Source organism: Altererythrobacter sp. Root672 (assembly GCF_001427865.1).
In the GTDB taxonomy this organism is placed as follows: Bacteria; Pseudomonadota; Alphaproteobacteria; order Sphingomonadales; family Sphingomonadaceae; genus Croceibacterium_A.
Window position 1 is genome coordinate 826,894 of record NZ_LMHH01000001.1, and the last position, 26,235, is coordinate 853,128.

Below are 26,235 nucleotides of genomic sequence, written 5' to 3' on the forward strand. Positions count from 1 at the left end.
CCTCGCACGATTCAGGTCTGCACGGATACTCTTGGCCGCATCATTGCGGGCGTCGGCTAACGCTTCCCAACCGACGCGGGGTCCACTTGTCTTTCGATCAGGATAAAGGGACCAAGCGGTACGCCTTCGTCCATTCGGTGATGCCCAGGATCCCAGAGCTGCGATACGCTGCCGTCCAGGAACAGGGCATTGGGCGTCTTCAACCGGTCCCGGAAATAGCGGGCGAGCTTGCCGAAGCTGACCGGCGTCTCGCTGATCACGAAATGGGCGCGGCCCTGTGCGTCGATGCCAACGGCGTTGCGGATCTTCCTCGATTGGCCGTTTTCATCGAAGCCGGGATGAAGCTTGCCGCCGATGACTAGCATCGGGCCGGATTGGGTGGCGAACTCCGGTCGATCGCTGACATTGGCGGCGAAATCGTCCGTGCTGCGTATCTGCCAGACGCCGCCGGAGCCGTAGAACACGCCATTTGGCTTCAGGTGGAAGTTGCCCGCACCATCGTTGCGGTTGAGCGTGTGCCGCCGCTCTCCGTGCTCGACATAGTAGCCGATCGGATTGCCGTCTTCATCGTACATCCCGGCGTTCATCGCGAACGCAAGCTGTCCGGGGTCTGGCAGACTTTCCGCGAGTACGGCGAAGGAGCGCGCCGGCTTGCCATCCCGTCCGTCGAGGGCCGTGCGGATGACGTGCTTCGTCGGATCGGCAATGCAGTGGGTGAGGGCGGCGTCCTCGAAGATGACCGCTGCACAATCCCGTTGCGGTTCAGCTTGAGGCTCTTCCGCCCCGCATGCGGCAATGGCGAACGCAAGCAGCGCCGCCGCGCGCTTCACTGTCCGAACCCTGCCTCGCCTGCAACCCGTGCCGCTTCCTTCGCCGCAGCGATAAGAGCGCCGGCCTTGTGGCGGCACTCGGCGGCCTCGTAGGCGGGGTCGCTATCGGCGACGATCCCGGCGCCGGCTTGGACGTGCATCACGCCGTCCTTCACCACCGCGGTCCGCAGGACGATGCAGGAGTCGACCGATCCGTCGGGCGCGAAGTAGCCAACGCCGCCGGCGTAAGGGCCGCGTGTTTCGGGTTCTAGCTCGGCGATCACCTGGCAAGCGCGGATCTTGGGTGCGCCCGAGACTGTGCCGGCAGGGAAGCCCGCGAACAACGCGTCCAGGGCGTCCTTCGAAGGATCGAGACGGCCCACCACGTTGCTGACGATGTGCATCACGTGGCTGTAGCGTTCGATGGTGAAGCTCGCGGTGACCTTGACGCTATCGGCGGCCGCGACCCGACCCACGTCATTGCGGCCGAGATCGAGCAGCATCAGGTGTTCGGCGCATTCCTTGGGATCGGCCAGGAGGCTGCGTTCGGCCTCGATATCGTCTTCCTCGGTCGTGCCGCGCGGGCGGGTGCCGGCGATCGGCCTGATGGTGACTTCGCCGTTGCGGACGCGCACCAGGATCTCGGGGCTCGAACCAACAACGGCAAAGCCGGGGAGGTCGAGGAAGTAGAGGAACGGTGACGGGTTAACTCGCCGCAGCGCGCGATAGAGCGCGAATGGCGGCAGCGGAAACGGACAAGTGAAGCGCTGCGCCAGCACGACCTGGAAGATGTCGCCCGCGGTGATGTATTCCTTCGCCTTGAGGACCATCGCCTCATAGTCTTCGGCGGGCATGACCGGTTCGAGCGCCATCTCGGGTAGGCCGAGATCGCGATGAGGTGCAGGCGAGGCCGCACTGAGGCGGGCGAGGGCGGCGTCGATCCGCTCACCGGCGAGTTCGACGGCGCGCTGTGGTTCGCTGCCGTCGGCCCACAGCGGCGCGATGGCGAACAGAGCGTCGCTGAGCCCGTCGAACACGAGGATCAGGGTCGGCCGCGCGAACAGCACGTCGGGGACCGCCAGCTCGCTTTGCGGAGCCCTCGGCAGGTTTTCGACCAGGCCGATCGTCTCGTAGCCGAAATAGCCCACCAGGCAGGCGAGGGCCGGGGGAAGGCCTTTGGGCACGTCGATCCGGCAGCTGTCGGCAAGCTGGCGCAGTTCGGCCAGGCTATCGCCCGGCAGCGGCTCGAAAGCTTCGCGGTCGAGCTTCCAACTACGGTTCACTTCGCACGAATGGCCAGTGGCGCGGAAGACGAGGTCCGGGTCGAGGCCGAGCAGGCTGTAGCGCCCGCGAACCTCGCCGCCTTCGACCGATTCCAGCAGGAAGTCCCCGCGACCGGGCTCGATCAGCTTGAGCGCCGCGCCGACCGGTGTTTCGGTATCGGCGACGAGCTGGCGCCAGACGAGTGCCGGCTCACCAGCGGCAAGCCGGGAGCGAGCCGCCTCGGCGTTCTCGGGGAGCATGGCTGGCAAGGCCGCGCCTCAGTCGGCTTGGGTGCCGGTGAGGGACGCCACCACGGCATCGATCGCCGTCTGGTTGCGTTCCACGCCCACGTCGTCTTGCGCTGCGTTGACGAACTGCTCGACGTATTCCTCCGCGGTGATGCGGCCCAGCTGGTTCAGCGTCGTGGTAAGGATCGGGTCGTTGGCCGGCACTGCGCCTGCCTCGATCTTGTCGAGCTTGACGATGAACCAACCCTCGTCCTGCGGAGCCTCGAGCTTCTTCACCGTGCCTGCGGCCATGCTGAAAAACAGCGCGAGCGACGACGGGACACGGCCGATGCGGGCCATTTCCTGGCGGTCGATGTTGAGTGTTTGCGGTGCGGGGATGGCCTTCTTTTCGGCAGCCACGGCGGCCGCGAGATCAGTCCCTTGAGCGAGGCGCTGCATCACACGTTCAGACGCTGCCTTGGCGGCCTTGGAGCCCTCGTCGCGGCGCCAAAGGGCGATCACGTCAGGCTTGATCTCGGCCAAAGGCGCCGTGGCCGAAGGGGTGATCTCGGTGACCTCGTAGACCAGGACGGTTTGACCCGCGACGATCTCCGTCAGCTGTGGCTGTCCTTCCTCCATGTCGAACGCGACCTTGAGCACTGGGGCCAGCATTTGCGGCAGGGTCTCGGTAGGATTGCCATAGAGCCGGCCGTCGGCCGTTGCCGGAGCGGTGGTGGCGAGCGTGAGCTTGAGTTCCTGGGCCACTTCGCCAAGGCTGCGGCCACCTTCAATCTCTTCTTCGATGCGCGCAGTCATATCGGCAAACGCCGTGCGACGCTGCTCTTCGGCGAGCTCGGCGACGATTTCGCCGCGAGCCTGTTCGAGAGTCCGGCCGGGCACGCGGTCGATCTGGTCGACACGCAGCACGTACCAGCCAAGGCCGCCGCGAGCCGGGGCTGCGAGAGCGCCACGCTCAGTCGCAAAGGCCGCCTGGGCGACTGAGGGCGAGGCCGAAGCGGCGAATTCTGCGCGGGTCGACGGGCCGATGGAGGCCGTGGCCAGGCCCTTCGACCGGGCGGCGGCATCGAGCGCCTTGCCACCTTGGACCTCGGCGACGAGGGCATTGGCGGCGGCCTGCGTCGGGACGATGACCTGAGTAAAGGTGCGGCGCTCTGTCGGTGCGAATTTGGCCTGGTCGCGCTTGAAGCGAGCGGCAATCTGCGCCTCGGTGGGCGCCGGGCGGTTACCCAATGCCTCTTCGCCGAACGTGGCGTAACGGATCACTCGGCGTTCCGGACGCACGAAATTGTTGCGGTTCGCGGTGTAGAATGCCTGCAGTTGGGCTGCCGTCGGATCGCCTTGCGGGGCGAAGGCCGCGCTGGGGATCAAGGCAACGGTGCCATGGCGCCGCTCGCGCAGCAGCGATGCATACTGCTGCACCGCGCTGTGGGGCATGACTGGGCTGAATGTGATCGGCGTGATCAGCTGGCGTGCGAGCAGGCCCATCCCGAGGTCGTTCCGAACCATCGTTTCGCTGAGGCCCTGCTGCGCGATGGCAGCGCGGAATGCGTTTTCGTCAAAGCTTCCGTCGGCGCCCTGGAAGGCTGCGATCTGCACGATCTGGCTGTCGACGAGTCGGTTCCCCGCGCGCATGCCGTGATTCTCTCCGAACACGGCGAGCGAAGTGCGCTGCAGCAACTGCTTCAGCGTCGATTCGAGCCCGCCTGCATTCAGGAACGTCTGCATCGTGAGTGTCGGCTGCTGCTGGCGCTCCCGTTCGAGCGAGGCCGTCAGGTTTTCCTTCAAGTCGGCAGCATCTATCCGCCGGTCGCCCACAACGGCGACGCGATCACCCCCGGAGACTCCGCCGAACACACTGGTGTTCGCGACGTCAGAGCTGGCGAATGCGAGGGCGATCAGGGCGAGAAAGCCCAGCGTGACGACGACGCCGATCTTCGATTTGAAGAAGTTGCGGAAGAACTGGAGCATGAAGAGAGGGGTTTCTCGGCTGATTGCGGTGTTGGCGTAAGACCAAGGAGATAGGGCCCACGCGTTCGAAGGGCGGCTTTATCCCGCATGCGATTTTGCCGCAACAGTCGAACGGGGGTTTCCAGCAGCTGTCAAAAGCTGTTTTGACAACTGAGGCTCGCCGGACTAGCGCGCAGCCGATTCCGGCGCCTGTCGCACCGGGAAAATTCACTTGATATTTAACAGGACCCTTGATGGCCCAGCGCCCTTATATCGTCGGCAATTGGAAGATGCATGGCACGCGTGCCATGCTGTCGGAAGCGCGTGCGATCGATCGTGCCGCCGAACGGCTCTTGAAAGCCGAAGTTGCGATCGCCCCGCCGTTCACCCTCATCCATGCTTCGCGCAAGGAAGCCTCGTTGATCGGTATCGGCGCGCAGGACTGCCATGCGGCCGAAGGCGGCGCGCACACCGGCGACATTTCCGCGGCCATGCTCAAGGATTCGGGCGCAGGTTTCGTGATCGTCGGCCATAGCGAGCGCCGTGCCGACCACGGAGAAACTGACGCTGCGGTAAAGGCGAAGGCTGAAGCGGGTCTCGCCGCAGGCCTGAGCGTGATCGTTTGTGTCGGCGAAACCGAAGCGCAGCGCGACAGCGGCGAGGCTGAAGCTGTCGTAGCTACGCAGCTCGATGGCTCGCTCCCGCGTGGCGAAGGCGTGGCCGAACGCGTCACAGTGGCTTACGAGCCGGTCTGGGCCATCGGCACGGGCCGTACCCCGACGATCGAAGACATCGCCGCCATGCACCGCTCGATCCGCGCTCGCCTCGGCGAGATCTACGGCGAGGCCGGTGCTCAGGTGCGGATCCTCTACGGCGGATCGGTCAAGCCGGAGAACGCCTCGGAAATCCTGGCCACTGAAGAAGTCGGCGGTGCCCTTGTCGGTGGCGCCAGCCTTACAGCGGAGAGCTTCGTCGGCATCATCGTCGCCGCGACAGAACGCGCCGAGTAAGTCCCGCGCTGCCCTTGCGCCCATGTACGGGCGCGCCTAAATGGCCGCGCACGCTAGATTGAGATTTTTCCATGTCGCTGTTCCTCTTCCTCACAGTTATCCAGGCGATCATCGCCGCGGCGCTCGTCGGCATCGTGCTGATGCAGCGTTCCGAAGGCGGCGGCCTCGGTATCGGTGGGGGCGGTAGCCCGGGCGGGCTGATGAACGCGCGCGGCGCGGCTGACTTCATGACTCGCGCCACCAAGTGGCTCGCGATTTGTTTTGTGACTCTGGCGATCGTTCTTGCGGCCCTTGCTGTCGACACGACGACGGGCCGTGACATCGACACTTCGCTCGATCGTAGCGTTGCCCCGGTCCAGGATCCCCTGGCACCGGTGACTCAGACCGGACCGGGGCTCGACCAGCCCGTTGGCGGTGCAGCGACTCCGGCCCAAACGGCGCCGGCGACCAAGGATCCGCTCGCCGGTACGGCCGAGTAACTTCACTTCTCACGCCAACTTGCGGGCATTTGGCCCGTAACCTGTTAAATTCCCCCAGTCGGCCCTTGCGCCGAGTGCATGGGGGCGCTTAAGGCTCGTCTCCCATGGCGCGGTATATTTTCATCACCGGCGGCGTGGTCTCATCGCTTGGTAAGGGACTGATGGCGGCAAGCCTTGCTGCCCTCCTGCAAGCGCGCGGCTACAAGGTCCGCATTCGTAAGTTCGACCCCTATCTAAATGTCGATCCGGGCACGATGAGTCCGTATCAGCATGGTGAGGTCTACGTCACCGATGACGGGGCGGAGACCGACCTCGATCTCGGGCATTACGAACGCTTCACCGGCGTATCCGCGCGACAGAGCGACAACGTCACTTCGGGGCGCATCTATCAGCAGATCATCGCTCGGGAACGGCGCGGGGATTATCTGGGCGCGACCGTCCAGGTCATTCCGCACGTGACCGACGCGATCAAGGAATTCGCGCTCGCGGAAACCGACGACCTCGATTTCGTGCTGTGCGAGATCGGCGGAACCGTCGGCGACATCGAAAGCTTGCCGTTCATCGAGGCGATTCGCCAACTGCGCAACGAGCTTGGGCGCGATAACACCTGCGTGGTCCATGTGACCCTGGTGCCGTACATCTCTGCCGCCGGCGAACTGAAGACCAAGCCTACCCAGCATTCGGTCCGCGAGCTCACCAGCCTGGGCGTCCAGCCTGATTTGCTGCTGTGCCGTTGCGAACACCCCCTGCCGCCGAGCGAACGGGCCAAGATCGCGCTGTTCTGCAACGTCCGCCCGGAAGCGGTGATCCAGGCGCTCGACGCCTCGAGCATCTATGCCGTGCCGCTGCAGTACCACGCCGAAGGCCTCGACGAGCAGGTGCTCAGCCATTTCAGCCTTGAGACTTCGGCTCCAAACCTGTCGCGCTGGACTGACATTGTCGACCGGTACGAGAATCCTGAAGGCGAAGTGACCATCGCGGTGGTCGGCAAATACGTTGGCCTTCCTGACGCTTACAAATCGCTCAACGAAGCCCTGGTGCATGGCGGAATGGCCAACCGGGTACGGGTGAAGATCAAGTGGATCGACGCCGAGATTTTCGAGCAAGCCGATTCGGACATCGCCGCTCAGCTCGAGCCGATGCACGCGATCCTTGTGCCTGGCGGGTTCGGGACACGGGGCTCCGAGGGCAAGATCGCCAGCGTGCGGTTCGCGCGTGAGCGCAATGTGCCGTTCTTCGGTATCTGTCTCGGCATGCAAATGGCCTGCATCGAAGGCGCCCGAAACACTGCCGGGATCTCCGATGCGTCGTCGACCGAATTCGGCGAAACCTCGGAACCCGTCGTTGGCATCATTACCGAATGGATGGGTGCCGAAGGGCTGCAGACACGGTCCGCGGAAGGCGACATGGGCGGAACCATGCGCCTCGGGGCTTATGAGGCGGTTCTTGCCGGGAACAGTCACGTTTCAACGATTTACGGTGGAACGACCAATATCTCCGAACGCCATCGCCACAGGTACGAAGTGAACTCGGCTTACAAGGAACCGCTCGAGAAGGGCGGCTTGGTCTTTTCAGGAATGTCGCCCGACGGGCTGCTGCCGGAGATCGTGGAACGGCCGGATCATCCGTGGTTCGTTGGCGTCCAGTTCCATCCGGAACTCAAGAGTAAGCCGTTCGACCCGCACCCGCTGTTTGCCGGCTTCATTGCCGCCGCGGTGCGCCAGTCCCGACTCGTGTAACTGTCCCGCAACGCAACATAGTTAAAAAACCGATTGCTCATCCTGCCCGATGAGGCGTAGATTGTTGCATGGGGAAGCAGGCTGCCAAACGGGGGTTTTGGTGGCCACTATTACGTACACGGCTGCCCACAAACCAGAACGGCCTTCAGGGCTTGGTCGTTTCTGCACGGTTTAGTCTTGCCCGATGGTTTGGCCGTCTTTTGCGACCCGGACGGTCATTTCGAAAGGCAGGTCGGCGCCTAAGCGTCGAGGGGGCGGACACCACTAGGTTCCGCCCCCAACTCTTTTCCAATCGATATTTAGGGATCAGGCCGCGTCGGCTTGCTTGCCGTCCTTGACCACTTCGAGGTTCGGTTGACCGCCAATGGCGATCTTCTTCGGCTTCATCGCATCGGGCACTTCACGCACCAGATCGATCACCAGCAGGCCGTCGGCCAGGTCGGCGCGCTCGACGCGGACGTAGTCGGCCAGTTCGAACCGGCGTTCGAAGCCGCGATTGGCGATACCGACGTGAAGCATGTCCGCTTCGACATTCTCGTCGCGCTTGCGGCCTTGGACCACCAGCAGATTCTGTTCGGCCGTTATGTCGAGGTCTCCCGGGCGGAAGCCCGCGATCGCCAGTGTAATGCGATAGCTGTCCTCACTGCGGCGTTCGATATTGAAAGGGGGGTAGTTGTCGCCAGCGGTGTTGCGAGCCTGGCTTTCAAGCAAGTTGAACAACCGGTCGAAACCGACTGTGGACCGGCGGTAAGGGGTAAGATCAAAACGATTCATCGAAACAAATCCTCCAAAGAGCAATTTGACTGACGGGGCCCGCTGCCGCGGCACCCCTCTGCCGATCACCCTCGCGGCGTGATACGGCAGGTGTTAGATACGTTCGCCTTGCCCCTGTTCAAGGGGCGCAGGGCGGCATTGCAAGGGGTGACGCGTGAGCCAACCAACTGTCGAGATCTATACCAAGGCCTTTTGCGGATACTGCTTTCGCGCCAAGCGGTTGCTCGAAAGCAAAGGTGTCGAATTTACCGAATACGACATTACCTTTGGCGGCGAAAAGAAGGCCGAGATGCTTGAGCGTAAGCCCGACGCCAGCACCGTGCCGCAGATATTCATCGGCGGTGCGGCCGTGGGCGGCTCCGACGATCTCGCGAGGCTGGACCAGGAAGGCAAGCTTGACGCCTTGCTTGGGCTCTAAGAACCGCTAGGCGACCAATCCATGACCCGTATCGCGATCCTGCAAATGACGTCGGGCATCGACCCGGACGAAAATGCCGCAACGCTCGTTCAGGCCGTGACCGAGGCCGCGCAAGGCGGGGCAGCCATGTTATTCACGCCAGAGATGTCGGGCCTGCTCGATCGCGATCGCGAGCGCGCTGGCCCGCACATTGTCAGCGAGCAGGAAAATCCTGTGCTGGCCGCGGTTCGTTCGGCAGCAGCGGCGCATGGTATCTGGGTTGCGCTCGGCTCGCTCGCCATTTTGCGCGAGGATCGTCGGTGGGCGAACCGCTCGTTTTTGCTCGGGCCCGACGGCGAGGTCGTTGCTCAATACGACAAAATCCACATGTTCGACGTCGAACTCGCCAGTGGCGAGACGTGGCGCGAATCCGCCGCCTATGCGCCTGGCGAAACGGTGGTGAGCGCGGAGACTCCGGTAGGTAAACTCGGCCTCGCGATATGCTACGATGTGCGCTTCCCGGCCTTGTTCGAGGCGCTCGGGCAACTGCGCTGCGACGTGATCGCCGTTCCCGCCGCGTTTACCGTCCCGACTGGCAAGGCCCACTGGCACCTTCTGCAGCGGGCCCGAGCGGTGGAAGCCAGCGCCTATATCGTTGCCGCGGCGCAGGTCGGTGAGCACGCCGATGGGCGGCGGACATACGGTCATTCGCTGGTGATCGACCCCTGGGGAGAGATCGCGCTCGACATGGGGGGCGATGCGCCCGGCATCGGTTTCGCGGAGATAGATCCGAAGCGGATCAAGGAGGTTCGACAGCAGCTGCCGAGCCTTGCTAACCGCCGCCACTTGCCTACATCGAATACGATATGATCGTGTTCGACCTCACCTGCGACGGCGGCCATCGTTTCGAAGGCTGGTTCGGCTCGTCAGAAGATTTTTCCGGGCAAATGGCCCGCGGCCTCGTCACTTGTCCGCAGTGCGGGTCTGATGCGGTCGAAAAGGCGCCGATGGCACCAGCGGTGTCGAAGAAGGGGAATCAGCGCTCTCCTGACCAAGGCGATGCGAAGAAGGTGCTGACACACGGCCCACTTCCCGTGGAAGTCACTGAAGCACTGGGGAAACTGGCCGAGGCTCAGGCTCAGGCACTCGCCAGTTCTCGTTGGGTAGGCGACGGTTTCGCCGAACATTCGCGGGCGATGCATTATGGCGAGCGCGATGCAGAAGCGATCCACGGCCGCGCGTCGGCCGAAGAGGCGAGGGCGTTGATCGACGAAGGTATTCCGGTGGCCCCGCTGCCTTTCCCGGTGGCTCCTCCAGAAGAGCTCAACTGATTTCAGGACATTGCCTTGCCGCGCCGGGCCACCTAAACGACCTCGGCGTGCGCCCGTAGCTCAGCAGGATAGAGCATCAGATTCCTAATCTGGGGGCCACAGGTTCGAATCCTGTCGGGCGCACCAAAAACAAGCACTTAGGTGACAATCTTACGGCGCCACCACGTTGCGCTCAGGCGTTTACGACACCTCTCCAGTCGCGCAGCCGTTCGGCGAGCAGTCTTGCGCGCTGTTCGTCGTTACCGTCGTCCAGGATGCGAATGTCATCAGCATCGGCGCGCACGTAGACCCCGGCGGTGCGGGCATTTACCTCAGGCTGAGTGTCGGAACGGGTGGTGAAATAGCCTGACGCGCGGTCGGCTGATTCCAGACGGATCTCTCCCGTGCCATGGAGTTGGGGTGCGTCGGCAGACAGAGGCCGCTCGCCCTTCCAATAGTAGAAAAGGCCGGCGGGTTCGCGCTTCTCTTTCGCTGCCTCGCTCCAGTACCTCGCAGAGAGTTTCCCATCCTCTCGCCAGGAATTGCCCGTCAGTTCCAGTGCACCGTCGCGGCCCCGCGAAATCCGCAGCAGGCCTAAGGCCGAGGGCTCCCGTTCGGTGCGTTCGGTAAGGGAATATTGCCACCAGCCCCCTTGCATCCGCGATAGGTGCCCTTCGCTCTCGATCGCCTGCCGGAGCTTCTGGTTGATGTTTCTGGTCTCCGCCGGAGTTATGACGTCCTCGTATCGTACGCAGGTGAGGCCAAGCAGATCTGTCGGTAGCTTCGAACCGCGCGCGTGAAGGATAAATGTCCGGCGCATGCCAAGTACCCCGCCGAACAGGCCGGCTTCGAAGACGACATTGTCCCTCGGAGAAGCCTGGCCACTTTCAGGCTCTACAGCAGTGCTCGTCCAATCGTCCTGGGCGAAAATGAACGCGGCGAAATCGACCTCGCGAGTTAGTTCGATGAGGCGCTCAAGGGTCGTCGTTCCTGGGCTGAAACTGGTTGTCCAGGGCTCGACTTGCGCCACGTCTTCGAGGCCGCGGGTCAATGCCGCGAGCAATTTGGCCTGTTTGCCCGACGAACCCAAGAATAGACGCGGTTTGCCCATTCAAATCCTCCCATTCGCCGGCGATCAATCGTTCAGAGCAGGCTCCGCCTCTTCGGCCAAGGCCTGCTGGACCGCGCTCCGCTCGGAGACCAGCTCGAACGCGTTTAGCAGGCGGGGCGGGATGGTTAGACCAAAGGCCTGGGCCCAGCGGAGCATGACGAAGAGATAAGCGTCAGCCACTGTGAAATCCGAACCGAACAGATAGGGTTCGACAATGCGGCTTTCGAGCAAATCCAAGCGTTTGGCCACCGCCTCAGCGGCTTCGCGCCTCTCCGTCCCACCGGCTGCATGCCAGAATGGCTTGAAGGCGATGTGCAACTCGGTCGAGAGGAAGGATAGCATCTCGATCAGACGCGTGCGCCCCAACGGGCCTCCGACACCCAGCTTCGGTTCGCGATTGGCGATGAGATCGAGAACGGCGACGTTTTCTGTGATCGCTGCGCCATCGTCGAGCACGAGCATAGGAACCGAGCCGGCGGGATTTATCGCGGTGTAGTCGCGCCCTGTTTCGGTGATCTTGGCCCTGAGGTCGACGCGCTCGAACTCGGCCGCGATCCCGGCTTCGTGCAGCGAAATGCGGGTGGCGAGGCTGCAGGCACCCGGAGAATAATAGAGTTTCATCGACCTACTCCTTGGGACTGGCCCGGCCAGTGGGGCCGGGCCAGCAATTCGACCTCAACCAGCCACAGGCTGTGCGTCCGCCTCCTGTCGCTCGGCTTGTAGGTCTTCGCCACGGAGGAAGGCCAGGATATCCGCGTTCACGATCTCGGGATGGGTTTGGCACAGCCCGTGAGGCAGGTCCTTGTAGGTCTTGAGCGTGCCGTTCTTCAGCAGCTTTACCGTAAGGGGTGCCGAGTCCGCGTAGGGCACGATCTGATCGTCCTCGCTGTGAATGACCAATACGGGCACATCGATCACCTTGAGATCCTCGGTGAAGTCGGTTTCGGAAAAGGCCTTGATGCATTCGTATCCGGCCTTGGCGCTACCCATCATCCCCTGGCGCCACCAGTTGCGAATGAGCCCTTCGGAGACTTTCGCGCCCGGCCTGTTGAAGCCGTAAAACGGGCCGGTCGGGATATCGAGGTAGAGCTGCGCGCGGTTGGCTGCGAGCGCGGCCCGGAAGCCATCGAACACTTCGATCGGCGTGCCGCCCGGGTTCGTGTCCTTCTTGACCATCACCGGTGGGACCGCGTCGATCAGGATAGCCTTGGCGACACGTCCCGGTTCGGCGCCCGCGACGTAGCGCGTTACTTCGCCGCCACCCGTCGAATGGCCAATGTGGATCGCATTGCGGAGATCGAGTTCGGCGACCAGCGTGGCGACGTCGGAGGCGTAAGTATCCATGTCGTTGCCTTCGCTCGTCTGGCTCGACCGACCATGGCCGCGGCGATCGTGGGCGATCACGCGATAGCCTAACGCACCAAAGAACAGCATCTGATTGTCCCAGTCGTCGGCACTAAGCGGCCAGCCATGGTGAAACACGATCGGCTGTGCATCTCTCGGCCCCCAGTCCTTGTAGAAAATGCGGGTGCCATCAGAGGTCGTGACATGAGTCATGGGAGAAGATCCCTTACCAAAATGCCGGCCTGCAGGACCGGCGCTGCTGAACCGAGATCGAGACCTCGGGCAATGGAGACACGATCCAGGTCGGGTCGAATCTGACGGAAAGAGTCCGGGCTGCAAGCACTAGTATCAATCGGGGTTAAACCCGAGCGCACGGCGACCTGTCGCTCAGCAGCCTCTTCTCGCCAGCGCGGGAACCACGTGACCCACGAGAGAGTTTAGGCTTCTGGGGGATTGTTCTGCTTGTCACTCATCGAGCCTTGAAAACAAGAATGCGGAGCGGATCACGCTTCGCGCAAAACTGCCTGCACCGGAGATCGAACATCAGGGAGTAGCTCTATGAAAGTGTTGTTTCGACCGTATGTACTGGCGACGCTTCTGGCTCTTGCGGCGGCGCCATTGCCAAGTGCTCACGCACAAGATCCTGCACCGGTAAGCGACACCACGTTATTCCAGAATGTCCGCATTTTTGACGGCACCGGCTCGTCACTATCTGGCCCGTCCAACGTCCTCGTCCGGGGCCACACAATCGAGCGCATCTCTACCGGAGCCATCGAGGCCGAGCCGGGGGCCACGGTGATCGACGGCGGAGGGCGAACCTTGATGCCGGGCCTGATCGACGCCCATTGGCATACGATGCTGATCCGGGGGAACCCGATCCAGATGATGGCCGACGACGTCGGCTACACCAATATCGTCGCGGCCGACGAGGCGACGGATACCCTGATGCGCGGCTTTACGACTGTGCGCGATGTCGGCGGCCCGGCCTTCTCACTCAAGCGCGCCATTGACGAAGGACTCATCGACGGTCCGCGCATCTATCCATCGGGTGCCATGATCACGGTCACCAGCGGTCATGGCGACTTCCGCCAGCTAGTCGACCTGCCGCGCGTGCCCGGCAAGCTCTCCAGGATCGAAGAAATTGGCGGTGCCGCGATCGTCGATAGCCCGGACGAAATGCGGATGCGGGTGCGTGAACAGCTGATGCGGGGCGCATCCCAGATCAAACTTACTGCTGGAGGTGGCGTGTCGTCACCATTCAGTCCGGTGGACGTTTCGACGTTCACTGAAGCGGAGATACGTGCTGCGACTGAGGCGGCAACCAACTGGGGGACCTACGTCACCGCGCATGCATTTACCGATGATGCCATCAGGACGTCGATCAACGCAGGCGTCAAAGTGATCGAGCATGGCTTCCTGATGACTGAACCAACGGCGCAACTCATTGCGCAAAAGGGCATTTGGCTGAGTTTGCAGCCGCTACCAGAGGCGCTTCGCGAGGGATTTCCCGTCGGATCCGTCCAGCGGCAGGGAGCTGACGAGGTCTGGCCTGGAATCGATAAGACCTACCAGTTGGCCAGAAAGTACCATCTCAAGGTCGCCTGGGGCACCGACGTGTTGTTCTCGCGCGCGCTCGCGCAGCAGCAAGGGGCGATCCTGGCCTCACTGACCCGCTGGTATACCCCGGCCGAGGCGCTTGCGATGGCGACGGGCACGAACGCTGAGCTCCTGCAGCTGTCTGGCAGGCGCAATCCCTATCCCGGTAAGCTAGGCGTCGTGGAGCAGGGGGCGTTTGCGGACCTACTGCTGGTGGATGGCAATCCACTGGAGAACATCAACCTGATCGCCGATCCGGAGCGCAATTTCCTGATCATCATGAAAGACGGCAAGATCTACAAGAACACTCTTGCCCACTGAGGCTTCGCCGTGGTCACAATGGGCGGCCGTCAAAGCCGCCTATTGATGTCCTGAGTCCGCACGGATTGCCAAGTTTGTGCGGTAAATGATTATTCCAGATTAGAATTTCACGACGACTTTGCCGACCTGCTGGTTCGACTCCAGGAACTCGTTCGCGGCTAAGATCTGGTCGAGCCCGTGGAATTCCTTGGCGATAACGGGCTTTAGGTGACCGCTCGCAAGGCCGGTAAGGATCTTCTCCTGTGCCGTCTTGTAGCGATGTGGGTGGTTCCAGATCTCGCTCGCGACCCATCCACGTACCGAGAGGCCTTTGTAGGCGCACGGCCAGTGGGGGTAGGGCGTGGCTTCGCCACTCAGGCCGCCATAGATGAAAAGGATCCCACGTGGGGCGAGCGCATTTGCCAGCGTTTCGACGTAGGGGCCGCCCACTGGATCGAAAGCGGTGCGGGCACCTTTCCCGCCGGTGATCTCCATCACCCGAGCGACCAGGTCCTCCTCATCGGTTGCAACTACGTGCGCGGCGCCCTGATCGAGCAGAGCCTGGGCCTTGTCTGAAGTCCGAGTACAGGCGATCGAGATCGAGCCCGCCCAGTTGGCCAGTTGGATGGCCGCGATGCCGACACTTGAGGAGGCGGCGCGGATGATCACACCATCACCGATGCCAATCTCGGCCACCTCGATAAGGGCGTAGGCGGTCATATACTGCATCCAAATCGATGCGGCTTCGCTGGGTGTTAGGCCCGGAGGCGCGGGCAGGAGAATGCGGGTCGGAACGATCGCCTCCTCCGCCCAGATGCCGTATTGTCCCTGATGGATCATCGGCAGGACGCAAACCCGATCGCCGACCTTGAAGTCATCCACATCCGGACCGAGTTGTTCGATCACACCAACACCTTCGTAGCCGATAAGGCTGGGCAGTTTTGGTGCGATTGGATAGCGGCCGGCGCGATACATGGCTTCTGCGCGATTTAAGCCGACGGCCTCTACCCGGATGCGGACTTCGCCAGCTCCGGGCGTACCGATATCGAAGTCCTCGATCTTCAGGACCTCAGGGCCACCGAGGCTGTGGATACGAACGACCTTTGACATCTCGCTATTCTCCCTCTTTGCGATCGAAAGTGGGCCAGCGTGCCAACGGTTGTCCAGCGCTAACGACTTGTCGCCGGACAAATAAAAAGGACCCTCCCGCAAAGGAGGGTCCCGGGTTTTGGCTGTTGCCGCTTCGACTAGAAATGGGCTTTGGCAGCCGGGAAGAAGCGGGCATTGCTAGATGGAAGCCTCAGCAGCCTCCTGGGCCGGCATACTGATAGAACAAAATGCCGTACTGCACGCCCCATGAATAACATAGGTTGCCGCCGTCACCGTAGAAGGCGCCACCTACGTTCGTTCCGCCGACATAGTCGGACCAATAGGTCACGTAATAGCCTGCCTGGGCTGGAGTGGCTGCCGCCATTGACAGTGCGCCAATGCTCGCGGCCGCTAGAACCTTTCGTGCGAGTTTGAACTTGAACATAGTCCTCTCCTATCGGTCGTGAGCGAGTTGCTCACCGTCGTAAGGTCTAGCTCTGCGTTATCACGGTCAATTGTGTGAGAACCGTATGTCGTTGTTTGACATACGGCTTTTTGCTGCGCCGCCTCAGAGGCCCGCACAAATAAAAAGGGCCCTCCTGTGAGGGAGGGCCCTAGAGTTTCGGCTGTTGCCGTTTCGATTAGAAGCGGGCGTTGGCGCCCAGGTAGAAGCGACGGCCGTTGGTGTCGTGTGCACCAAGGAAGCTGCCGCCCTGAAGCGTGCCGTTGGTGGCCGCAGTCGCGTCCGTCACGGCAGTGTTGATGTTCCCAAGCGGCGGACGCTTGTTGAACAGGTTGTCGATACCAAAGCGGAGACCGATGTCGTCCGTCAGCTGGTAGCTCGTGTTCAGGCTGAACAGGTTGTAGCTCGGCCAGCCACTCTGGTTCGGAGTGCCGCCCGGAACAGTGGCTTCGCCACCGTCCTCGAGACCCGGGTAGTACTGCCACTGCAGGGCAACCCGTGCCGGACCCCAGCTGTATCCGACCGTCGTGAAGATACGGTACTCGAACACGTTGGGGTTCAGACCGTTCTCACCCGAGCCCGTCGTGCCGACATAGTCGACAAGCGGGAGAGCCGGGTAGAGAGCGGAGCTCTCGAAGTCCATCTGGTAGTTGAACACGGTGTTCAGCGTGAAGGTACCCGGACCGATGTCGTAGCCCCAGTCGAGCTGAGCATCGATACCCGAGAGATGCACCCGACCATCGTTGGTGTAGGTGATCTTCACGTTGCCGAGCTGACCGGTGCCGTTGCGCGGTACCAGTTGGCAGAACGCGTTGTTGGCAGCAGCGTTGGCAGCCGTCGTGGAGGCCGAAGCACCAGTGACGAGCGGGTTGAACTGCGGATCGAAGCACTGTTGCAGCACTGCGCCCACCGTCTGAGCACCGATCGCGTCCTTCACGGTGATGTCATACCAGTCGACCGAAAGGCGCAGACGCGACAGGAGTCCGCTGTCCATCGGAGACTGGATAACCAAACCGGCAGTCCACGTGTCGGCCGTTTCCGGGCTCAGGTTCGGGTTACCGATCAGAGTCGGGAACGCGAAGCCGAAGCTGCCGGGTGCCTGGTTCGTGGTCGGCGTCTGGCCGAGCGCAACACCGCCACCGTAGTAAAGCGCCGCTGCGTCAGGACCAGCCTGGGCCATCAGTGCACGGCAGACTGCTTCGACGTCCAAAGCGCCCGCCGCACCACCGGAGTTACCGGCACCGTTAATGGGGTTCGAGCCATTGTTAGCCGAGAACGCGTTCGGGTTCGCAGTCGAGCAGACGTCACCACGGTTGTTGATGCCGAAAGTCTGCTGGGCCGAGAGGAACAGCTCGCCAATGTTCGGCGCACGTTCAGCGCGGTTGTAGCCGCCACGGAAACGCAGCCAGTCGTTGACCGACCAGTCAGCCAGCAGCTTGTACGTCCAGCTGGTGCCAGTGGTGTTGTAGTTCGACATACGGCCGCCGAGTTCCAGGTTGAACGCCTGGATGAACGGAATGTCGGCCAGAACCGGAACCAGCAACTCGCCGTAGACTTCACGGACGTTGATGCTGCCGAAGGCGTCACCGCTCGGGTAGATGCCGAGAGCCTGGTCGAGGAACGAACGGCCCTGGGTGGTCAGCGTGTCGTTGATGAATTCGTATTCCATCTCACGATAGCTGGCACCGATAGCGCCGCGGAGTTCACCAGCCGGAAGGTTGATGAGCGAGCCCTGGGCGTTAACTTCGGCAATCGTCTGGCGGAACTTCGAACGGTTCTTCAGGTCCGCACGCATGGCTTCGAGGCAGTCCTCGCTGAAGCCACCCGACGGCGGGCTGAAGAAGTTCAGGCCGGTGGTGCACTTACCGGTCGAGGCGCCGAAGAAGTTCGACTCCGAGTTACCGGTGGAGCTGAAGCCCTGACCAAAGTTCGGCGAGCTCAGGACCGTCTGAACGCGTTCGAGCGAGTAGATGCCGGTCTGACGGGCGAAGGTGTGCGATTCGCCGTGGCTGACGAAAGCTTCCCAGGTCCAATCGGTGTCCGGCACGGAGCCCTGAAGGCCGGTCGTCATGTTGTAAGTCAGGACGTCCGTGAAGGTCTCACGATCGTCCGGCATGTAGGTAGCGAGCTGGAACGGTGCGTTCGGATTCGAACGGTTGTTCAGCAGCGTCTGCAGATCAGCCGGCAAGAACTGGCCGGTCACCTGGTTGTTGGTACAACCGCCAATGGCCTGCGTGGCGCACGCAAACTGGTTGCGATAGAGCGCAGTGAACGCCGGGTTGGTCGGGTTGTCCGCCAGGTTGTTCGGTGTCGCGTCAATATACGGCGTGAAACCGTTCAACTGACCGTTCAGGATGACCGAGCTGATGTTGCCGGTGCCCAGAACCTGGCCGTTGCTCTGCGGAGCCTGGCTGCCAACGTACACGCCGGTACCGTAAGGAATGAACGCGTCCCAGCCGTTGGTGATCGGGCCCGGTTCGTTACGGGTGTAGGTGCTGACCGAGCTGAAGTTAGCCTGGCCGAACACACCGATCCAGTCGTTGATCTCGTAGTTGCCGCGAGCGAGCGCGTTGTAACGAGTCAGCGGCAGGATCAGGTACAGGTTGGTGTTGTTGAAGCCGATGTTGCCAGCGGCCGTCTGCTTCCAGGGTTGGCCGTCAAGCGCACCAGAGTTGAAGCCCTGCGTACCGCGACGCTGGGCAAAGTTGTTGCCGGTCCAGGCGGAGCCGTCCGGGTTGAAGAAGATGTTGTAGCCTGCGCCGCCGAGAGCCGGTCCGACGGAAGCATCCGGGAACAGCGTGTTGTTCACGAAGGCTTGGCCGCCCGCAGTAAGCGGATTGCCGAACGACAGGATCACGCCCGGCGACGGGTTGAAGAACGCCGAGCCAGGAACCTGCGGGTTGTTGTACAGGTCCGAGTACCAATCGCGGTCGCGCTGGTAGTTGGCTTCGCGAGTGTTCATCGAGAGCGCGAGGCTGATGTTGCCGCGGCCGTCTTCGAAGTCGGTGCCCATGATGCCCGACAGCTGGTATTCGAAGCCGTCACCTTCCTGGGTGATGCCGGCCTGAGCGTCGAGTTCGAGGCCCTGGACGTTCTTCTTCAGGATGAAGTTGGTGACACCGGCGACGGCGTCAGCGCCGTAAGTCGCCGAAGCACCGCCCGAGATGATTTCGACGCGTTCAATGGCGGCCGACGGGATGGTGCTGATGTCGGTGACGCCCGAAGCGTTCGACGGGGTCGAACGACGGCCGTCGACGAGGACGAGCGTGCGGTTCGAACCGATACCACGGAGCGACACGGTCGCGGCGCCCGGGGTGTTGGTCGCGGTCGGCTGAATGTCGCCGCCCAGAGTCGGGGTCTGCGCCGGAACGAACTGCGGCAGCTTGTTCAGGTTCGATTCCACCGCGGTGGTCGAGGAGTTCTGCAGCAGCGCTTCGTCAGCGGTGATGGTCGGGCTGGTCGACTCGAAGTCCTGGCGCTGAATGCGCGAACCCGTGACGATGATCGCGTCGTTGGCGACAGCGCAAGCCGGATTGTCCGGAGTGGCATCGCAATCAACGTCTTGCGCGTAGGCTGGCATCGCCAGCGAAACGGTACCCGCGCATCCTGCCAATAGCAGGGCCTTATATACCCCCATGTTTTGTAGACTCCTCACGTCGTGCTCCCTTCACAAAGATGGCCCGAGCTGTTGAGCCTGGGCCGGTGTTCGAATTTATAGTTGGGGGTGTGCAAATGCGCCGGCAGCCGAAAGCATCGGCGAGCCAGAGGCGCGTGTCTGCAAAAATGTCGTGGACATTGTCACCTCCCCTTGTGCGGCCTCGCTCTTCGGAATCGGCAAGAGGTCCGCTTACGGGGAACACATATTGACAGGTATCGGCGGTGTCTAGCGAAGGAATCCCCCAACGCCGCTGAAAGTGTCTCAATTCCGGGACTTCGGGCAGCATTGTTGCGCAGGGTCGGGGAAATCCCCGAGAGGCCGATGATTAGCTAAGTCAACGTTTTTGGCGGATTTCTGCTGTTTTTGAGCCGTTCTGGCTCCTTGCTCGAACGGCATGTGTTGCCAAGGTGCATCGCTTCTCAACTCGATGTCCGAGGGACAGTTTTCAGGGGGATAGCAAGGTTAATCGCTTCGGCCGGGCTGGCGTCGCCGGCAATCGAATCCGCAACTCGAGCGGGTCGTCTGTTCATTCCCGGAATAACGGTTATACGTTCCAATCTAAGGGAAGAAACGGTCGGGAGAGACCGCACTAATGGACACGCGGCACGCGCCGCCGGAAGGCACTTTCGTGAACAGCGGGCTCGATGGGCCGATCGTAGAGGCGGCTGATTGGCGGTTGCTTCTGCGCTCCCATGCCGAAGCCGTTTGGCGGGCCGGGACCGGAAAGGCACCGATTGGCAAGATCGGACACTCTGTCCTGGCGCGGGCAATTGGGCCCTCGGTCGACGATGCACTCAGAGTGGTCGAGGCTTACGCCACGGGAGCCCGGCAATGGGCTCGGCCGGAGAATACTCCAGCACGATTTTCAAGCGGCCTCGATCTGATCATCAAGGGGATCGAAGTTGCCACGCGCGCGTCGGTCCCGTCCGCTGCGGCGGACGTGGGCGCTCAGCCTCACGTTATTCAGAGTGAGCTGTGGCAGGTCCTGCATAAGGTCCGTGAAAGCGCTGAACTCTCTTACTCTCGCGAACAGTATCTGATCGAACTCGACAGGAGACTGCTTTTCCTGCTGCAGAGCGCTGGCGCGTTGGTGCCGGCGGACATCTCCAGTGCTGTCGGAGTCGATAAAGCGCAGGTCAGCCGCTCGGTGAAGCGGCTGCTTGAAATGCGGCTCGTCGAAAGAGAGCAGATCCGTGCGCCGCTTCGTCTGACGCGCGATGGCGAGCGGCTTGGAAAACGCCTTTCGCGAATGGCGGAACTGCGCAATCGCGAACTGACCATAGACATTTCCGAGGCTGAACTTTCGGAGTTCTTCGAGGCCATCGAGATCCTGCTCGACCGCGCGATCGCACTCTATGATCAGGAGCGGGCGTTGGTGCAGGGCGGAAAGCCGGCCGATTCTACTGACCGAGAGGATGAGGAGAGGCAGGTCGAAAAGGTCGTGATCGACCGTTCGCGCATCATCTCGCCGCTGATGACGCTAAGTGCGTACTTCAGTCGTAGCGGCGCCCTGGCATTCAAGCGACTTACTGGACTTTCGACTTTCGAGGCGTTCGTGCTCTCTGAGATCGGCATGAATCCGCCGATCGAATGGAGCGCTCTCGTGGCGGCCCTGGCGCGGGACCACAGCCAGGCCGCGCGGACGGTCAACGCGCTTGTCGAGCGAGGCCTCGTCGCACGCGAAGGGAAGCCCGGCCGTCGGCACGGCCGCTTCTATCCGAGCGCCGAAGGGCAAGAGCTCGTCGAGGTGATCCAGGAAGCGGGCCGGCAGCGCAGCACCTTCCTGCTCGCGCCTTTGGAACCGGGCCACAGGGCCAGGTTCCTCGCGACTTTCGACAAGGTGCGCCGAAACGCAGTCGCTCAGCTCGCCCGCGAACGGGCCTTTGCCGAGATCGACCGGGCCTAGCTTAGCGCATGCGCCGGACGGGGACCGGTTTCTGGCCCTCAATGCGCATTAGGTAACCGCCCATCGCTCCGCGCTCGATCTCGATCGTCTGTCCGCGTCTCGGCGGACGGTAGGCGTAATCAACACCCTCAGAAAAGAGCCACTGTGCGCCGTCAGACAAGGTGACCAGATAGACTCCCGGTTCACGCTGCACCGCCGCGCTGACGGTTGCGGAGACCTGCTGTTGGGATGGAGCCACCGGGGTGAAACGCTCTTCGCGCTGCTTTACGCTCTCAAAGCCGAAACCCTGGGGTCCTGGCTGAGCGGCCGGCGCACCACCGCCAACTCCCGCTCTGGTCGAGGGCGGCGGCATCGGCGCGCCCGGATCGATATTGCGGACGTTGTTGTCATAGCAGGCGAGACGAGCCGTAGGATCGCCGATCTTGGAGCATTCGACCATGATGTTGGCCGCGGTGCGTTGATCAATCTGGGCCAAGGCAGGACCGCTTGCCACTACCAGCGATCCGGCCGCAGCAGCCATGATCGTTGCGCGGTACCTGATGATCAACATTGAAACTCCCCTCTCATTCCTTGCCGCGCTTAGTGGCGGGAACCCGGATAGCGCGCAATAGGCTTGCGCCTGACTGAACGGGGAAAACCTCGCCAAGGCGCTAGTCTGAGCCCAAGACGCCTCGCTCAAGCTGGTCGTCTTCCATCGACTTGAACAGCGCGCTGATGTTGCCTTCGCCAAAACCTTCGTCGCCCTTGCGCTGGATAAATTCGAAGAAGACCGGGCCGATCATCAGCCGGCTGAAGATCTGCATCAACAGCCGAGGGTCCCCTCCTTCAGTCGTGCCATCGACAAGGATGCCGCGTTTCCGGAGCTCATCGAGGGGCTCCCCATGGCTGGGCAAGCGTCCATCGAGTTGGCGATAGTAGGCCTCGGGAGGTGGAGGGGCGAACGCCATTTCGCGCAAGGCAAGGTTGTCGAGCGAGGCATAGAGATCGTCGCTGGCCAACGCGATGTGCTGGATGCCTTCGCCATTATAGGCACGAAGGTATTCGGCAATCTGGCCTTTGCCGCCGGCGCCACCTTCCTCGTTGAGCGGAATGCGGATCTTGCCGTCCGGTGCCATCATGACCTTGGTGTTCAGCCCGGAATACTCACCGGTCACGTCGAATTGGCGGAACTCGCGGAAGCCGAAGATGCGCGAGTAGAAGTCCTCCCAGTGGCTGGCTCTGCCGCTGTAAACATTGTGCGTCAGGTGATCGATAGTGTGAAAGCCTGCGCCGATCGGATAGCGTTCGACGCCTTCCAGATAGGTAAAGTCGATATCGTAGATGTTCAGGTCGTCGTCGTAGCGATCGATGAGATAGATCAGAGAACGCCCGATGCCCCTGATTGCAGGGATGTTGAGCTCCATCGCGCCGGTTTTGACCTCGGCCGGCTCGGCCCCTCGCTCGACAGCCAAGGCATAAGCGCGGCCAGCATCTCGTACCCGGAAACCCATGCCACAGGCCGATGGGCCGTGCTCGGCCGCAAAGTAGGCCGCGGGGCTGCGCGGTTCGTAATTGGCGATGAGGTTGATATGCCCCTGGCGCCAGAGCTGCACATCCTTGCTGCGATGGCGTGCGACCTGGCTGAAGCCCATGCGTTCAAACGCCGGTTCCAGCACGCCCTTTTGTGGTGCCGAGAACTCGAGGAATTCGAAGCCATCGAGGCCGAGCGGATTATCGAACAAGTCTGACATGGTTGCGACTGTAACCGCTTTGGGGCGACCGGACAATGACACTCAGCGGGGGGGCGGTTGCGGATAAGTCGAAGAATCCGACGAAAGCGCTTGAAATGCGGAGGTGACTGTGATTCTCTCAACTCATGAATTCGGTGGTAACCAAGCGCGAAATTGTCAGGGAGAAGGTCGCCCGGTTCGGTGCACTGGGTGTGCTGCTTGTGCTTGGCGCTCTCACCTTCGTCGGTCCCTACGGTGTGCTGGCCTGGGGGGAGAACTTGGCTTTGCTCCAGCAGAGGCAGGAGCGGATCGCTAAGCTTCAGGCCGAACGAGACGAGCTTGAAAACCTGGTGGATCGGCTCGATCCCAACCACGTCGATCCGGATTTGGCGACGGAATTGCTGCGCAAGAATCTCAACGTCGCGCATCCTGACGAATACGTCGTCGAACTCGACAAGGCCGATCAGGTCAACTGAGAGGCGTAGCCTCCGGCTACTGCAAAAATAGCGACAATCGGGGCGTTGCCAGCGACGCGATCTATTGCCTATAGGCGAGGCTCATCCTGCGCCATCACGGCGCCATCAGGGGAAGAGGCCTTGGCACGAGCCGCCAGTTCAAGTTCCGGCAAGACCAAACGAGTGCCGGCAAAGAAGCCCGCTGCAGAAGCCGCTGCAAATGCCGGAAATTCGGGCGATAATTTCGCCTTGCACAGCCTTCAGGAAACCTTCGAAGGGGACCGGCGCTTTCACGCGACCACCGAAGAGCTCCTGACGTTTTACGAAAGAATGCTGCTGATCCGCCGCTTCGAGGAAAAGGCCGGCCAGCTTTACGGCCTGGGCCTGATCGGCGGCTTCTGTCACCTCTACATCGGTCAGGAAGCTGTCGCTGTCGGTCTGCAGGACGCTCTGCAGGGCGGTAAGGACAGCGTCATCACCGGCTATCGCGATCATGGACACATGCTCGCCTATGGCATCGACCCCAAGATAATCATGGCCGAACTGACCGGGCGCCAGGCTGGTATCAGCCATGGCAAGGGCGGTTCGATGCACATGTTCTCGACCGAGCACGCCTTCTACGGCGGGCACGGCATTGTCGGCGCGCAGGTGCCGCTGGGTGCAGGTCTGGCCTTTGCGCACAAATATCGTGGCGACGGCGGGGTCTGCATGGCCTATTTCGGCGACGGCGCGTCGAACCAGGGGCAGGTCTACGAGACCTTCAACATGGCCAGCTTGTGGAAGCTGCCGATCGTGTTCGTCATCGAAAACAACCAGTACGCCATGGGCACTTCGGTCAAGCGCAGCTCGGCCGAGACCGAATTCTATCGCCGCGGGACGGCGTTTCGCATTCCGGGCATGAAAGTGAACGGCATGGACGTACTCGAAGTCCGCAAGGCCGCAGAGATCGCCGTCGCCCACGTGCGCGAAGGCAATGGGCCGGTACTGATGGAGCTCAACACCTATCGCTATCGCGGCCATTCGATGTCGGACCCGGCCAAGTACCGCACTCGTGAAGAGGTGCAGGGCGTGCGCGACCACAGCGATCCGATCGAGGGCGCCAAGGCGGACCTGATCAAGATGGGCATGGACGAAGAAAAGCTGAAGGACCTCGACAAGCGCATTCGCGCGCAAGTGGCTGAGGCGGCCGATTTCGCGGAAAGCTCTCCCGAACCTGCGCCCGCTGAGCTCTATACCGACGTCCTGGTGGAGACTTACTGACCATGGCGATCGAGTTGAAAATGCCAGCCCTTTCACCGACGATGGAAGAGGGCACCCTTGCCAAGTGGTTGGTCAAGGAAGGTGATTCTGTTTCCGCTGGCGACGTGCTCGCGGAAATCGAAACTGACAAGGCGACGATGGAATTTGAATCGATCGATGAGGGAACTGTCGGCAAGATCCTCGTGCCTGAAGGTACTGAAAACGTTGCAGTAGGGACTGTGATTGCGGTTCTGGCGGGCGAGGGTGAAGACGCTATGGTGTCGGCACCGGCTCCCACCGCGCCAGAGCCCAAGGTCGAAGCTCCGGTCGTGGCCGCGGCCGTCGATCGGCCGGTTGCCAAGTCGCAACCCGCTGCCGATCCGGACATTCCCGCGGGCACCAATATGGTCAAGCTGACCGTGCGCGAGGCTCTGCGCGATGCCATGGCGGAAGAGATGCGCCTGGACGATCGCGTGTTCGTGATGGGCGAAGAAGTCGCCGAGTATCAGGGTGCCTACAAGGTCACCCAGGGATTGCTCGAAGAGTTCGGCCCGCAACGGGTGATCGATACCCCGATCACCGAATATGGCTTCGCCGGCATTGGTACGGGCGCTGCAATGGGCGGCCTGAGGCCGGTCGTCGAGTTCATGACGTTCAACTTCGCCATGCAGGCGATCGACCACATCATCAACTCGGCTGCCAAGACCAACTACATGTCGGGCGGGCAAATGCGCTGTCCGATCGTGTTCCGCGGCCCGAACGGCGCCGCGAGCCGTGTCGGTGCTCAGCACAGCCAGAACTACGCACCGTGGTACGCCAGCGTGCCCGGCTTGATCGTGATCGCGCCGTATGATTCCTCCGATGCCAAAGGCCTGATGAAGGCGGCGATCCGGTGCGAGGACCCAGTAGTCTTCCTCGAAAACGAGCTGGTCTACGGGCGGAGCTTCGAGGTCGCTCAACTCGATGACCACGTCTTGCCGATCGGCAAGGCCCGCGTGGTCCGCGAGGGAAGCGACGTGACGATTGTGTCTTACTCGATTGCCGTCGGACTGGCGCTAGAGGCGGCTGACGCGCTGGCAGCCGAAGGCATCGAAGCCGAAGTGATCGACCTGCGCACCCTGCGTCCGCTCGACAAGGAAACCGTCTTGGCGAGCCTCGCCAAGACCAATCGCCTTATCGTCGCGGAAGAAGGCTGGCCGGGTTGCTCGATCGCCTCGGAGATCATCGCGATCTGCATGGAAGAAGGCTTCGACGATCTCGACGCCCCGGTTCTGCGGGTCTGCAACGAGGACGTGCCGCTGCCTTACGCGGCCAATCTCGAAGCACTGGCGCTGATTAACACCGACAAGATCGCTGTCGCCGTTCGGTCGATCGTCGGCCGCTAACGGC

General features: G+C 62.0%; 23 protein-coding genes and 1 tRNA gene. 12 read left to right on the plus strand and 12 right to left on the minus strand.

Going from position 1 to position 26,235, the window contains the following annotated elements:
- Window positions 1–56: 56 nt before the first annotated feature.
- From ASD76_RS04070 to ASD76_RS04080, 3 genes are read right to left on the minus strand one after another with little or no spacing between them, the layout of a single operon-like run.
- Window positions 57–830, minus strand: coding sequence for a phosphodiester glycosidase family protein (locus ASD76_RS04070; RefSeq protein ID WP_055918839.1), 774 nt, complete (start codon window positions 828–830; stop codon window positions 57–59).
- A complete protein-coding gene (locus ASD76_RS04075; RefSeq protein ID WP_055918842.1) occupies window positions 827–2,332 on the minus strand; it encodes an anthranilate synthase component I family protein in 1,506 nt (501 codons plus the stop codon). Before ASD76_RS04075 ends, ASD76_RS04070 begins: the two co-directional genes overlap by 4 nt.
- Before the next feature lie 18 nt (window positions 2,333–2,350).
- A complete protein-coding gene (locus ASD76_RS04080; protein ID WP_055918845.1) occupies window positions 2,351–4,288 on the minus strand; it encodes a peptidyl-prolyl cis-trans isomerase in 1,938 nt (645 codons plus the stop codon).
- Window positions 4,289–4,521: 233 nt separating this feature from the next.
- On the opposite strand from ASD76_RS04080, the gene tpiA reads away from it, so the two are divergent.
- From tpiA to ASD76_RS04095, 3 genes are all read left to right on the plus strand, one after another.
- Window positions 4,522–5,277: a triose-phosphate isomerase gene (tpiA, locus tag ASD76_RS04085; RefSeq protein WP_055918848.1), complete on the plus strand. Its 756-nt coding sequence runs from the start codon at window positions 4,522–4,524 to the stop codon at window positions 5,275–5,277.
- 71 nt (window positions 5,278–5,348) lie between these two features.
- Entirely contained in the window at window positions 5,349–5,756 is a 408-nt protein-coding gene (gene secG, locus ASD76_RS04090; protein WP_200943038.1) for a preprotein translocase subunit SecG, read from the plus strand.
- A 104-nt stretch (window positions 5,757–5,860) separates the two neighbouring features.
- Window positions 5,861–7,495 carry a CTP synthase gene (locus tag ASD76_RS04095; protein WP_055918852.1) on the plus strand — a complete coding sequence of 545 codons (1,635 nt, stop codon included), beginning with the start codon at window positions 5,861–5,863 and terminating at the stop codon, window positions 7,493–7,495.
- A gap of 306 nt (window positions 7,496–7,801) precedes the next feature.
- On the opposite strand, the gene ASD76_RS04100 is transcribed toward ASD76_RS04095, so the two are convergent.
- The gene (locus ASD76_RS04100) at window positions 7,802–8,269 is read right to left on the minus strand and encodes an Hsp20 family protein (RefSeq protein ID WP_055918855.1); all 468 of its coding nucleotides are present in this window, start codon (window positions 8,267–8,269) and stop codon (window positions 7,802–7,804) included.
- Window positions 8,270–8,423: 154 nt separating this feature from the next.
- On the opposite strand from ASD76_RS04100, the gene grxC reads away from it, so the two are divergent.
- From grxC to ASD76_RS04120, 4 genes are all read left to right on the plus strand, one after another.
- On the plus strand, window positions 8,424–8,687 hold the full coding sequence (grxC, locus tag ASD76_RS04105; protein WP_055918858.1) for a glutaredoxin 3: 264 nt from the start codon (window positions 8,424–8,426) through the stop codon (window positions 8,685–8,687).
- Between the two features lie 21 nt (window positions 8,688–8,708).
- A complete protein-coding gene (locus tag ASD76_RS04110; protein ID WP_055918861.1) occupies window positions 8,709–9,536 on the plus strand; it encodes a carbon-nitrogen hydrolase family protein in 828 nt (275 codons plus the stop codon).
- Complete coding sequence (locus tag ASD76_RS04115) at window positions 9,533–9,997, plus strand: DUF1178 family protein (RefSeq protein ID WP_055918864.1); 465 nt, start codon at window positions 9,533–9,535, stop codon at window positions 9,995–9,997. The genes ASD76_RS04110 and ASD76_RS04115 overlap by 4 nt, the downstream gene beginning before the upstream one ends.
- A 49-nt stretch (window positions 9,998–10,046) precedes the next feature.
- A tRNA-Arg gene (locus ASD76_RS04120) sits at window positions 10,047–10,123 on the plus strand.
- Window positions 10,124–10,169: 46 nt separating this feature from the next.
- On the opposite strand, the gene ASD76_RS04125 is transcribed toward ASD76_RS04120, so the two are convergent.
- The 3 genes from ASD76_RS04125 to ASD76_RS04135 are packed head-to-tail and all read right to left on the minus strand — an operon-like array spanning window position 10,170 to window position 12,644.
- Window positions 10,170–11,087: a TIR domain-containing protein gene (locus ASD76_RS04125; protein ID WP_055918867.1), complete on the minus strand. Its 918-nt coding sequence runs from the start codon at window positions 11,085–11,087 to the stop codon at window positions 10,170–10,172.
- A 24-nt stretch (window positions 11,088–11,111) separates the two neighbouring features.
- Window positions 11,112–11,708 carry a glutathione S-transferase C-terminal domain-containing protein gene (locus tag ASD76_RS04130; protein WP_055918870.1) on the minus strand — a complete coding sequence of 199 codons (597 nt, stop codon included), beginning with the start codon at window positions 11,706–11,708 and terminating at the stop codon, window positions 11,112–11,114.
- Between the two features lie 54 nt (window positions 11,709–11,762).
- Entirely contained in the window at window positions 11,763–12,644 is an 882-nt protein-coding gene (locus ASD76_RS04135) for an alpha/beta fold hydrolase (protein ID WP_055918872.1), read from the minus strand.
- Window positions 12,645–12,989: 345 nt separating this feature from the next.
- Between ASD76_RS04135 and ASD76_RS04140 the strand changes: the two genes are divergently transcribed.
- A complete protein-coding gene (locus ASD76_RS04140) occupies window positions 12,990–14,348 on the plus strand; it encodes a metal-dependent hydrolase family protein (RefSeq protein ID WP_082553596.1) in 1,359 nt (452 codons plus the stop codon).
- Window positions 14,349–14,447: 99 nt separating this feature from the next.
- Here the strand turns inward: ASD76_RS04140 and ASD76_RS04145 are convergent, their stop codons facing one another.
- The 3 genes from ASD76_RS04145 to ASD76_RS04155 form a co-directional block, all read right to left on the minus strand.
- Window positions 14,448–15,437: a zinc-dependent alcohol dehydrogenase family protein gene (locus ASD76_RS04145; RefSeq protein WP_055918878.1), complete on the minus strand. Its 990-nt coding sequence runs from the start codon at window positions 15,435–15,437 to the stop codon at window positions 14,448–14,450.
- Window positions 15,438–15,627: 190 nt separating this feature from the next.
- On the minus strand, window positions 15,628–15,861 hold the full coding sequence (locus tag ASD76_RS04150) for a hypothetical protein (protein ID WP_055918883.1): 234 nt from the start codon (window positions 15,859–15,861) through the stop codon (window positions 15,628–15,630).
- Between the two features lie 196 nt (window positions 15,862–16,057).
- Window positions 16,058–19,516 (minus strand): TonB-dependent receptor domain-containing protein, encoded by a 3,459-nt coding sequence (locus tag ASD76_RS04155; protein WP_156457540.1) that lies wholly within the window; start codon window positions 19,514–19,516, stop codon window positions 16,058–16,060.
- A 613-nt stretch (window positions 19,517–20,129) separates the two neighbouring features.
- Here ASD76_RS04155 and ASD76_RS04160 point away from each other — a divergent pair.
- Window positions 20,130–21,443 carry a MarR family winged helix-turn-helix transcriptional regulator gene (locus ASD76_RS04160; protein WP_055918889.1) on the plus strand — a complete coding sequence of 438 codons (1,314 nt, stop codon included), beginning with the start codon at window positions 20,130–20,132 and terminating at the stop codon, window positions 21,441–21,443.
- Window position 21,444: 1 nt separating this feature from the next.
- Here the strand turns inward: ASD76_RS04160 and ASD76_RS04165 are convergent, their stop codons facing one another.
- Both ASD76_RS04165 and hppD read right to left on the minus strand, forming a co-directional pair.
- A complete protein-coding gene (locus tag ASD76_RS04165; RefSeq protein WP_055918892.1) occupies window positions 21,445–21,993 on the minus strand; it encodes a hypothetical protein in 549 nt (182 codons plus the stop codon).
- Window positions 21,994–22,093: 100 nt separating this feature from the next.
- Window positions 22,094–23,173, minus strand: a complete 1,080-nt coding sequence (gene hppD / locus ASD76_RS04170) for a 4-hydroxyphenylpyruvate dioxygenase (protein WP_055918895.1) — start codon at window positions 23,171–23,173, stop codon at window positions 22,094–22,096.
- 125 nt (window positions 23,174–23,298) lie between these two features.
- Here hppD and ASD76_RS04175 point away from each other — a divergent pair, with 125 nt between their 5' ends.
- The 3 genes from ASD76_RS04175 to ASD76_RS04185 all read left to right on the plus strand — a co-directional run bounded on the left by ASD76_RS04175 (window position 23,299) and on the right by ASD76_RS04185 (window position 26,231).
- Window positions 23,299–23,628 (plus strand): FtsB family cell division protein, encoded by a 330-nt coding sequence (locus ASD76_RS04175; protein WP_055918898.1) that lies wholly within the window; start codon window positions 23,299–23,301, stop codon window positions 23,626–23,628.
- A gap of 162 nt (window positions 23,629–23,790) precedes the next feature.
- Window positions 23,791–24,867 (plus strand): pyruvate dehydrogenase (acetyl-transferring) E1 component subunit alpha, encoded by a 1,077-nt coding sequence (gene pdhA, locus ASD76_RS04180; protein WP_055918901.1) that lies wholly within the window; start codon window positions 23,791–23,793, stop codon window positions 24,865–24,867.
- Between the two features lie 2 nt (window positions 24,868–24,869).
- A complete protein-coding gene (locus ASD76_RS04185) occupies window positions 24,870–26,231 on the plus strand; it encodes a pyruvate dehydrogenase complex E1 component subunit beta (protein ID WP_055918904.1) in 1,362 nt (453 codons plus the stop codon).
- The last annotated feature ends 4 nt before the right edge of the window (window positions 26,232–26,235 follow it).

Bases quoted from the DNA above. Each gene is read 5' to 3' on its own strand.
- ASD76_RS04165 (WP_055918892.1), bottom strand. From the start codon at position 21,993: ATGTTGATCATCAGGTACCGCGCAACGATCATGGCTGCTGCGGCCGGA.
- ASD76_RS04100 (WP_055918855.1), bottom strand. From the start codon at position 8,269: ATGAATCGTTTTGATCTTACCCCTTACCGCCGGTCCACAGTCGGTTTC.
- ASD76_RS04155 (WP_156457540.1), bottom strand. From the start codon at position 19,516: ATGGGGGTATATAAGGCCCTGCTATTGGCAGGATGCGCGGGTACCGTT.
- ASD76_RS04080 (WP_055918845.1), bottom strand. From the start codon at position 4,288: ATGCTCCAGTTCTTCCGCAACTTCTTCAAATCGAAGATCGGCGTCGTC.
- ASD76_RS04185 (WP_055918904.1), top strand. From the start codon at position 24,870: ATGGCGATCGAGTTGAAAATGCCAGCCCTTTCACCGACGATGGAAGAG.
- ASD76_RS04075 (WP_055918842.1), bottom strand. From the start codon at position 2,332: ATGCTCCCCGAGAACGCCGAGGCGGCTCGCTCCCGGCTTGCCGCTGGT.
- ASD76_RS04110 (WP_055918861.1), top strand. From the start codon at position 8,709: ATGACCCGTATCGCGATCCTGCAAATGACGTCGGGCATCGACCCGGAC.
- tpiA (WP_055918848.1), top strand. From the start codon at position 4,522: ATGGCCCAGCGCCCTTATATCGTCGGCAATTGGAAGATGCATGGCACG.
- ASD76_RS04145 (WP_055918878.1), bottom strand. From the start codon at position 15,437: ATGTCAAAGGTCGTTCGTATCCACAGCCTCGGTGGCCCTGAGGTCCTG.
- secG (WP_200943038.1), top strand. From the start codon at position 5,349: ATGTCGCTGTTCCTCTTCCTCACAGTTATCCAGGCGATCATCGCCGCG.
- ASD76_RS04095 (WP_055918852.1), top strand. From the start codon at position 5,861: ATGGCGCGGTATATTTTCATCACCGGCGGCGTGGTCTCATCGCTTGGT.
- ASD76_RS04140 (WP_082553596.1), top strand. From the start codon at position 12,990: ATGAAAGTGTTGTTTCGACCGTATGTACTGGCGACGCTTCTGGCTCTT.
- ASD76_RS04135 (WP_055918872.1), bottom strand. From the start codon at position 12,644: ATGACTCATGTCACGACCTCTGATGGCACCCGCATTTTCTACAAGGAC.
- ASD76_RS04150 (WP_055918883.1), bottom strand. From the start codon at position 15,861: ATGTTCAAGTTCAAACTCGCACGAAAGGTTCTAGCGGCCGCGAGCATT.
- ASD76_RS04115 (WP_055918864.1), top strand. From the start codon at position 9,533: ATGATCGTGTTCGACCTCACCTGCGACGGCGGCCATCGTTTCGAAGGC.
- ASD76_RS04160 (WP_055918889.1), top strand. From the start codon at position 20,130: ATGGACACGCGGCACGCGCCGCCGGAAGGCACTTTCGTGAACAGCGGG.
- ASD76_RS04175 (WP_055918898.1), top strand. From the start codon at position 23,299: ATGAATTCGGTGGTAACCAAGCGCGAAATTGTCAGGGAGAAGGTCGCC.
- hppD (WP_055918895.1), bottom strand. From the start codon at position 23,173: ATGTCAGACTTGTTCGATAATCCGCTCGGCCTCGATGGCTTCGAATTC.
- ASD76_RS04125 (WP_055918867.1), bottom strand. From the start codon at position 11,087: ATGGGCAAACCGCGTCTATTCTTGGGTTCGTCGGGCAAACAGGCCAAA.
- ASD76_RS04130 (WP_055918870.1), bottom strand. From the start codon at position 11,708: ATGAAACTCTATTATTCTCCGGGTGCCTGCAGCCTCGCCACCCGCATT.